Genomic DNA, 7,961 nt, shown 5'->3' on the forward strand with positions numbered 1-7,961 from the left:
GGCGCGGGCGCGGCGGCCTGGGGAGGATCGCCGCCATGACCTCCTCCCGCCTGACCACCGCCGCCGGCCTCGGCATCGCGGCCACCGGCGTCGCGCACTTCGTGGTGCCCGACGCGTTCCTCGGGATCACCCGGGGACCGTTCCCCGACGACACCGACACCTGGGTGCTGCGCGACGGGGCCTGCGAGACCGCGATCGGCGTCGCGATCGCCGTGCCCGCGACCCGCAAGCTCGGCTACGTCGGCCTGCTCGCCTACGTCGGGTGGCTGGGGTTCAACGTCGCGAAGCACCGCTGAGCGTGGCGCTGCGCTTCGGTGACGTCGCGCTGCCCGACGGCGAGCGCTCCGTGCTGGCCCTGCGGGTGGGCGACGACCCCGTCGCCGAGGTGTCGAGCCTGGTCGAGGCCGCGCCGGACGACGGGGTGCGCGTCACCCTCGACGCCGACCTGGGCGCGGTCGCGCTGACCATCGACCAGCTGTTCACCCGCACCGCCGCCGGGCTGCGCGCGCAGAGCTACGTGGCGGAGAGCTGGAACGACGACCGGCTGGTGACCCGCGAGGAGGGCCACTTCCTCGACCGGGAGCACCTGCAGCCCCTCGCCGGCCGGGTGGGCCCGTTCCCGTCCGGGCTGACCCCGGTGGTCGGGCTGGGGACCACGCTGCGGGGCCTCGACTTCGCGCCCGGCGCGAGCGGGCAGCTGCCGGTGTGGCTGGCCTTCGCGCTGAGCTGGCCCGTCGAGCTGCGGGTGGACAAGCGGGAGCGGGTCACCGTGCCCGCCGGCCGGGTGGAGGCGTGGCGGGTGGTGGTGCGGCCCAGCCTGGCCGTGCTGGGCCCGCTGCGCGCCGTCGTCGAGCCGACGGTGGGCACCCTGCTGCCCGAGGTGGTGCTGCACCTGGCCTGCGACGACCCGCACCCGCTGGTGCGCCTCGAGGGTCCGGCGGGGCCGTTCCCGTGGAGCCCGCGGGCGGTGCTCGAGCTGACCGAGATCACGCTGACCTGACCTGACCTGACCTGACCGGGCGGGAACACTTGCGCCCCCTTTGGAACCTGCTACGCGGGTTGCAGCAAACGGGCCCGCTAAGGGGGCGGTGGTGATTGACTCGAAACTGTCATCACGCGAGGGGGTCCCGCAATGCCGCAGAATTCCGACGACAATCCGTCAGACGACAGCGAACAGGGAGCAACGCAGCATGACGGCGGGCCCGCAGCCGAAGGCTTCGATCCCGGTCCGTCGCGGGCTGGCCAGCCGTCAGGTCCGCCCCGGGGTAGCCAGCAGTACGGCCCGCCGCAGGGCGGGCAGCAGTACGGCCCGCCGCAGGGCGGGCAGCAGTACGGCCCGCCGCAGGGCGGGCAGCAGTACGGCCCGCCGCAGGGCGGGCAGCAGTTCGGCCCTCCGCAGGGCGGGCAGCAGTACGGCCCGCCGCAGGGCGGGCAGCAGTTCGGCCCTCCGCCTGGGGGGCCGATCGGCGGGGGCAACCCGCAGGGATCGTCGGGCAGCGGACGCCGCAAGTGGCCGTGGATCGTGGGTGGAGTCGTCCTGCTCCTGATCGGCATCGCGGGATTCAGCGGCGGCAACGGGGACTCAAGGCAGGCCAGCGCGCCAGTGACCACCTCGTCATCACCGTCGACCACCTCCAACGCGCGTCCGACTACCACTGCACCTTCGGAGGGCGCTCCGGCGTCGAGTGTTCCCGCGGAGCTTCCGTCTGCTGCTCCGACGCCGCTCACGACGACGATCCCACCGCTGACCGCCGCACCCGCCTCGGGCAGTGGGAAGTCGATCGTGTACGAGATCATCTCCGACAGCCCTACCTTGAGCAGCGTCACGTACTTCGACGCGAACTCGGCCTTGCAGCAGGAGACAACCGTTTCCGCCCCCTGGACCATGACAGTCGTCAACAAGTCCACGTTTGCCTTGGCCGGTGTGGGTGCGCAGACGGAGGGGACCTCGGTGACGTGTCGCATCATCGTCAACGGTGTGGTCGAGGACGAGCAGACGGCGACGGGCCAGTACGCGGTGGTGAACTGCACGGGGTCCGTCTAACAGGTGTCGACCCGCCGCTACCCCAACGACGATGAGCCCCTGCTTCCGGCAGGGGCTCATCGCGTGGTGGCGGAGGATAGGGGATTTGAACCCCTGAGGGCGTTAACCCAACCCGCGTTCCAGGCGAGCGCCATAGGCCACTAGGCGAATCCTCCGTCGCGCACTGTACCCACCCACCCGCGGGTGCTCCGCACCACCCGTCACCGGTAGGGTCGTCCCCGGACCCCGCGCGGCGTCCATCCTGTGAACTCCCCCAGGGCCGGAAGGCAGCAAGGGTCAACGGGCTCTGGCGGGTGCGCGGGGTCCCCTTTCGTCTCCGGACCCCCGGGCCCGGGCCGCCAACCGGAACGAGGTCGACGCGTGACGACCACCAGCCAGCCGCTGACCGCCCTCGGCCGTGACGAGCTCACCGCCCTGCACGAGCGCAGCCGCGCCGAGCACGCCGAGCTGGTGGCCCGCGGCCTCGCCCTCGACCTCACCCGGGGCAAGCCGAGCCCCGCCCAGCTCGACCTGTCGAACGAGCTGCTGACGCTGCCGGGGGCGGGGAACCACCGCGACGCGGCCGGGACCGACGTCCGCAACTACGGCGGGCTGCAGGGCCTGCCCGAGCTGCGGGGCATCTTCGCCCCGCTGCTCGGCATTCCCGCCGACCAGCTCGTCGCGGCGGGCAACGCCTCGCTGGCCCTGATGCACGACACGCTGGTGTTCGCGCTGCTGCACGGCCCGGCCGGGGGGCACGCGCCGTGGGTCGGGCAGGGCGTGAAGTTCCTCTGCCCCTCCCCGGGCTACGACCGCCACTTCGCGCTGTGCGAGTCCCTGGGCATCGAGATGGTGCCGGTGCCGGTGCTGCCCGACGGGCCCGACCTCGACGCCGTCGAGCAGCTCGTCGCCTCCGACCCGCTGGTCAAGGGCCTGTGGGCGGTGCCGACGTACGCCAACCCCACCGGCGCGGTGTACTCCGAGGACGTGGTGCGCCGGCTGGCGGGCATGCCCGCCGCGGCCCCGGACTTCCGGCTCTACTGGGACAACGCCTACGCGGTGCACCACCTCACCGACGTCGAGCACCCCGCGCTGGACGTGCTCGGGATGGCCGCCGAGGCCGGGGTGCCGGAGCGGCCGGTGGTGTTCGCGTCCACCTCGAAGATCACCTTTGCGGGGGCCGGGGTCAGCTTCCTGGGCGGGTCGTCGGAGACCGTCGCCTGGTACCTGCGCCACCTGTCCAAGCAGTCCATCGGGCCGGACAAGGTCAACCAGCTGCGCCACGTGCAGCTGCTGCGCGACGCCGACGGGGTGCGCGAGCTCATGGCGCGCCACCGGGAGATCCTGGCGCCGAAGTTCGCGCTGGTGGGCCGCGTGCTGGAGGAGCGGCTCGGCGCGCTCAAGGCCGCCAGCTGGACCGAGCCGGCGGGCGGGTACTTCGTCAGCCTGGACGTGCTCGACGGGACCGCGGGCCGCACCATCGCCCTGGCGCGGGACGCGGGGATCGCCATGACCCCGGCCGGCTCGGCGTTCCCCTACGGGAACGACCCCGACGACCGCAACATCCGGATCGCGCCGTCCTTCCCGTCCGAGGCCGACCTGGCCGCGGCCATGGACGGTCTGGCCACGTGCGTGCTGCTGGCCGCGACGGAGAAGCTGCTCGGCTGAGCCGTCGCGGGGGCTGCGCCGCTGCCCCGGTCCGGCAGCGCTGGTCGTCACCACGACCACGCACGCTGCCCGATCGCGGGGGCTGCGCGGCTGCCCCGGTCCGGCAGCGCCCGTCGTCACCACGACCACGCACGCTGCCCGACCGCGGGAGGCTGCGCCGCTGCCCCGATCCGGCAGCGACCGTCGTCACCACGACCACGCACGCTGCCTGACCACCTTGCGTCCCGGCCCGGTGCGCCGACGCGTGCAGAGCAAAGCAGCGTGGCCGCCCTGCCCTGGTGCGCCGACGCGTGCAGAGAAAAGCGACGCTGCCGCGGTGCCCGGGGGAGACGGTCGTCACCCGCTGTGACCGGCTCGTCGGGCGGGTCCGGGTGCAGCGTGGTCTGGTGGTCGGACGCGCCGGGACCACCCCGGCCCCAGTGCGAGGAGAGCACCGTGGCGGACGCCGACGACATCACCGACAAGGCCCAGGAGCTGAAGGGCGAGGCCGAGGAGGCGCTCGACCGGGCGAAGGACAAGGCGGCCGACGTCGCGGACGCCTCGGACGGCATCTCCGGCAACACCGGCGACGGCCCGGGCATCGACTCCTCCGGTCCCGTGGCCGACGGGTTCGCCGGCGGAAACACCCCCGAGGCCGGCTCCTAGCCCACCCCGGCCGGCTCCCGGCCCGTCCGCGAGCCGCTCACGCCTCCCGGGTCGCCATGCCCCCCGAGCCGCCCCGGTCGTGCGGGCCGGGCTCGGGGGGTGCCGCGGGCTCGACGGACCAGTCCGCGCCCAGCGGCGAGGTGTCGTACCGGGCCAGCAGGTCGGCTGGGTCCTCGTAGGTCGCCACCGCCCCCGCCCGCCGCAGCTCGGCCGCGGAGAACCCGCCGCACAGCAGCCCGACGAAGGTGACGCCGGCGGCCTGCGCGGCCTGCCCGTCCCAGACGCTGTCGCCGATGGTGACCGTGGCGGCGGGGTCGAGGTCGTGCGCGGTGAGCGCGGCCGTCAGCACGTCGGGCGCGGGCTTGGTGTCGGCGACGTCGTCGGCGGTGGTGGACCCGGCGATCGCGTCGCGGGCCCCGATGGTGTCGAGCATCCAGTCGAGGTCCTTCGCCTTGCCGCTGGTCGCCAGCACCACCCGCCGATCCTGCGCGCAGCGGCGCACCAGCTCGGCCGCCCCGGGCAGGGCCCGCACCTCCGGCTGCAGCTCGGCGAAGCGCTCCCCGTGCGCGTCGGCCACGGCGGGGTCGTCCCGGTCGACGACGTGCGGGACGAGGTGGTCGTCGCCGAGCCCGATGGCCCGGTGCACGCGCGCCGAGGTCACGTCGTAGCCGTGGTCGCGGAACGCCCGCAGCCAGGCGACGCCGTGCAGGTAGGAGCTGTCGAGCAACGTGCCGTCGATGTCGAGCAGCACGCCGGGGGTGGCGGTCACGGGTCCTCCAGGTCGCCGGGAGCGGCCATCGTGGCAGGCGGGCGAGGGGTCCCGCCGGACGGCGCACCCGGGCACACTGGGCCCCCGTGCCCCACGCCCCCACCCGCGACGGTGCCCGGATCCGCTACGACGAGCTCGGCCACGGCGAGCCCCTGCTGCTGCTCAGCGGCCAGGCGACCGACGCCCACGGGTGGGACGGCATCGCGGAGTCCCTCGCCCGCCACCACCGCGTGCTCACCTACGACCAGCGCGGCACCGGCGGCACCGAGGCCCCCGAGCCGACCGCCGAGCAGCCGTGGACGACCCGGCTGTTCGCCGCCGACGCGGCCGCCGTGCTCACCGCCGCCCGCATCCCGCGCGCCCACCTCTACGGCGTCTCGATGGGCGGTCGGGTCGCGCAGTGGCTCGCCGTCGACCACGCCCGCCGCGTGGGCGCGCTGGTCCTGGCCTCCACCACGCCCGGCGACGCCCACGGCGTGGCCCGCGACCCGGAGGTGGACCGGCTGATGGCCACCGCGGGTGACCTGGGCTCGGCCGTGCGGCTGCTCGAGCTGATGGCGTCGCGCCGCTTCCTCGCCGCGGGCACCTGGACCGCGTGGGCGCCGCAGCCCATGACCGCCGCCGCCCGGGCCGGGCACTTCGCCGCCAGCCAGGGCCACGACGCGTGGGACGTGCTGCCGCTCGTCACCGCGCCGACACTGGTGCTGCACGGCGACGACGACCGCGTCAACGTCGTCGCCAACGCCCACCTGCTGGCCGAGCGGGTCCCCGGCGCGGAGACGGCGATCATCCCCGGTGGCCGGCACGCGGCGATCTTCGAGATGCAGGCGCAGTGCGACGCCCTGGTGCTCGGCTTCCTGGCCCGCCACCCGTTGTGACGGGCACGGTGACCGGCGGCGGTGTCGGGGCCCGCCGGTAGTCTCCGACCTCGTGGCCCTGTACCGGAAGTACCGCCCGGCGAGCTTCGCCGAGGTCGTCGGCCAGGAGCACGTCACCGTCCCGCTGAGCACGGCACTCGACGCGCACCGCATCAACCACGCCTACCTGTTCTCGGGCCCGCGGGGCTGCGGCAAGACCTCCAGCGCGCGCATCCTCGCCCGCTCGCTGAACTGCGTGCAGGGCCCCACCTCCACCCCGTGCGGGGTGTGCGACTCGTGCGTCTCGCTGGCCCCGGGCGGGCCCGGCAACCTCGACGTCACCGAGCTCGACGCGGCCAGCCACAACGGGGTCGACGACGCCCGCGACCTGCGCGACCGGGCGGGGTACTCCCCGGCCACCTCGCGGTACCGGGTGTTCATCATCGACGAGGCGCACATGGTCACCACGGCGGCGTTCAACGCGCTGCTCAAGGTGGTCGAGGAGCCTCCGCCGCACCTCATCTTCATCTTCGCGACGACCGAGCCCGACAAGGTGCTCACCACCATCCGCTCCCGCACCCACCAGTACCCGTTCCGGCTGCTGCCACCGACCGTCATGCGCGGCCTGCTCGAGGGCATCTGCGCGCAGGAGGGGGCGGTGGTCGAGCCGACGGTGTACCCGCTGGTGATCCGGGCGGGCGGCGGCTCCCCCCGCGACTCGCTCAGCGTGCTCGACCAGCTGCTCGCCGGCGCCGGCCCGGAGGGCGTCACCTACTCCGCCGCGCTCGGCCTGCTCGGGGTCACCGACGTCGCGCTGATCGACGACGCCGTGGACGCCCTGGCCGCCGAGGACGGGGCGGCCCTGTTCGGCACCGTGGACCGGGTGGTCGACGCGGGGCACGACCCGCGCCGCTTCGCGGAGGACCTGCTGCAGCGGCTGCGTGACCTGGTGCTGCTGCGGGCGGTCCCCGACGCCGGCCAGCGCGGCCTGGTCGACGCCCCGGGGGACGTGCTGGAGCGGATGGCCGACGAGGCCGACCGGATCGGGCCCGCCACCCTGGTGCGCTACGCCGAGATCGTCCACACCGGACTGGGGGAGATGCGGGGGGCGACCGCACCGCGGCTGCTGCTCGAGGTGGTGTGCGCCCGCATGCTGCTGCCCGCCGCCTCCGACGACGGGCCCGCGGTGCTGCACCGCATCGAGCGGGTCGAGCGCCGCATGACCATCACCCCGCCCACCGAGGAGAGCGCCCCGTCGTTCTCCGAGCAGGCCGAGCAGCACGGCGCGGCCGACGGTGCGGACGACCCCGGGTACCGCCGGCCGTCGCGGCTGGAGGCCGCGCCCGCGCCGGTCGAGCCGACGCCCGAGCCGCAGCTGCCCCACCCCGACCCCACCCGGGCCGCACCGCCGCGCCCCGAGGCGCCGCCCACCCGGCCCCAGCCGACCGTGACCGACCCCGCGCCGGCCCTCGACGCCGAGCCGGCCCCCGCGCGACCCGAGGCCCGCGCCGCCGACGACGCCGGCCACCACCCGGACGACGACGTCCCGCTGCCCGACGGGCCGAGCGACGACGACCACGACGACCACGACGCCCCCGAGCCGAGCGCCCCGGCTGCCGCCCCGGCGCCGTCGGGTCCGGTCGCCGGGCAGCCCGACGCGGCCACGGTCCGGCGCGTGTGGTCGGAGATCCGCACCGCGGTGCGCGAGCGCAGCCGCACCACCGAGGTGATGCTCTCCTCGGCCACGGTCCGCACGGTGGACGGCGGCACGCTCGTGCTCACCCACGACTCCGCGCCCCTCGCCCGACGGATCAGCGACCCCCGCAACGCCGACGTGGTGCGCGAGGCGCTGCGCGACGTCCTCGGGGTCGACTGGGCCGTGCGCTGCGACCCCACCTCGGGCCCGGTGCCCGCTGCGGCCGCCAGCAGCGCCCCACCCGCCCCCGCCCCGCGCCGGGAGCCTGCTGCGCGCCCCGACGCCGGCCGCGCCCGCGACGCC

8 protein-coding genes, 1 tRNA gene and 1 other RNA gene are annotated in these 7,961 nt (G+C 75.3%); 8 read left to right on the forward strand and 2 right to left on the reverse strand.

All coding sequences use genetic code 11. The features are described from left to right. Positions 1–35: 35 nt before the first annotated feature. The 3 genes from ACYVOF_RS08340 to ACYVOF_RS08350 all read left to right on the forward strand — a co-directional run bounded on the left by ACYVOF_RS08340 (position 36) and on the right by ACYVOF_RS08350 (position 2,044). The gene (locus tag ACYVOF_RS08340; RefSeq protein ID WP_460865497.1) at positions 36–296 is read left to right on the forward strand and encodes a hypothetical protein; all 261 of its coding nucleotides are present in this window, start codon (positions 36–38) and stop codon (positions 294–296) included. Positions 297–298: 2 nt separating this feature from the next. Continuing rightward, complete coding sequence (locus ACYVOF_RS08345) at positions 299–1,000, forward strand: hypothetical protein (protein ID WP_460865499.1); 702 nt, start codon at positions 299–301, stop codon at positions 998–1,000. Between the two features lie 132 nt (positions 1,001–1,132). Then, positions 1,133–2,044 (forward strand): MmpS family transport accessory protein, encoded by a 912-nt coding sequence (locus ACYVOF_RS08350; RefSeq protein ID WP_460865501.1) that lies wholly within the window; start codon positions 1,133–1,135, stop codon positions 2,042–2,044. Between the two features lie 67 nt (positions 2,045–2,111). On the opposite strand, the gene ACYVOF_RS08355 is transcribed toward ACYVOF_RS08350, so the two are convergent. After that, positions 2,112–2,199, reverse strand: a tRNA-Ser gene (locus ACYVOF_RS08355). A 62-nt stretch (positions 2,200–2,261) separates the two neighbouring features. Here ACYVOF_RS08355 and ffs point away from each other — a divergent pair. The 3 genes from ffs to ACYVOF_RS08370 all read left to right on the forward strand — a co-directional run bounded on the left by ffs (position 2,262) and on the right by ACYVOF_RS08370 (position 4,336). Further along, positions 2,262–2,356: signal recognition particle sRNA small type (gene ffs, locus ACYVOF_RS08360), an RNA gene on the forward strand. Positions 2,357–2,404: 48 nt separating this feature from the next. Beyond that, positions 2,405–3,691, forward strand: coding sequence for an aminotransferase class I/II-fold pyridoxal phosphate-dependent enzyme (locus tag ACYVOF_RS08365; protein ID WP_460865503.1), 1,287 nt, complete (start codon positions 2,405–2,407; stop codon positions 3,689–3,691). Positions 3,692–4,126: 435 nt separating this feature from the next. Beyond that, positions 4,127–4,336 carry a hypothetical protein gene (locus ACYVOF_RS08370; RefSeq protein ID WP_460865504.1) on the forward strand — a complete coding sequence of 70 codons (210 nt, stop codon included), beginning with the start codon at positions 4,127–4,129 and terminating at the stop codon, positions 4,334–4,336. 37 nt (positions 4,337–4,373) lie between these two features. Here ACYVOF_RS08370 and ACYVOF_RS08375 read toward each other — a convergent pair whose 3' ends face one another. Next, entirely contained in the window at positions 4,374–5,105 is a 732-nt protein-coding gene (locus tag ACYVOF_RS08375) for an HAD family hydrolase (protein WP_460865506.1), read from the reverse strand. Positions 5,106–5,191: 86 nt separating this feature from the next. Between ACYVOF_RS08375 and ACYVOF_RS08380 the strand changes: the two genes are divergently transcribed. After that, on the forward strand, positions 5,192–5,983 hold the full coding sequence (locus ACYVOF_RS08380) for an alpha/beta fold hydrolase (RefSeq protein WP_460865508.1): 792 nt from the start codon (positions 5,192–5,194) through the stop codon (positions 5,981–5,983). Positions 5,984–6,035: 52 nt separating this feature from the next. Beyond that, a partial coding sequence (locus tag ACYVOF_RS08385; protein WP_460865510.1) for a DNA polymerase III subunit gamma and tau occupies positions 6,036–7,961 on the forward strand: 1,926 nt, incomplete at its 3' end.

The organism is Rhodococcus aerolatus (assembly GCF_054783215.1).

Bases quoted from the DNA above. Each gene is read 5' to 3' on its own strand.
- ACYVOF_RS08340 (WP_460865497.1), top strand. From the start codon at position 36: ATGACCTCCTCCCGCCTGACCACCGCCGCCGGCCTCGGCATCGCGGCC.
- ACYVOF_RS08350 (WP_460865501.1), top strand. From the start codon at position 1,133: ATGCCGCAGAATTCCGACGACAATCCGTCAGACGACAGCGAACAGGGA.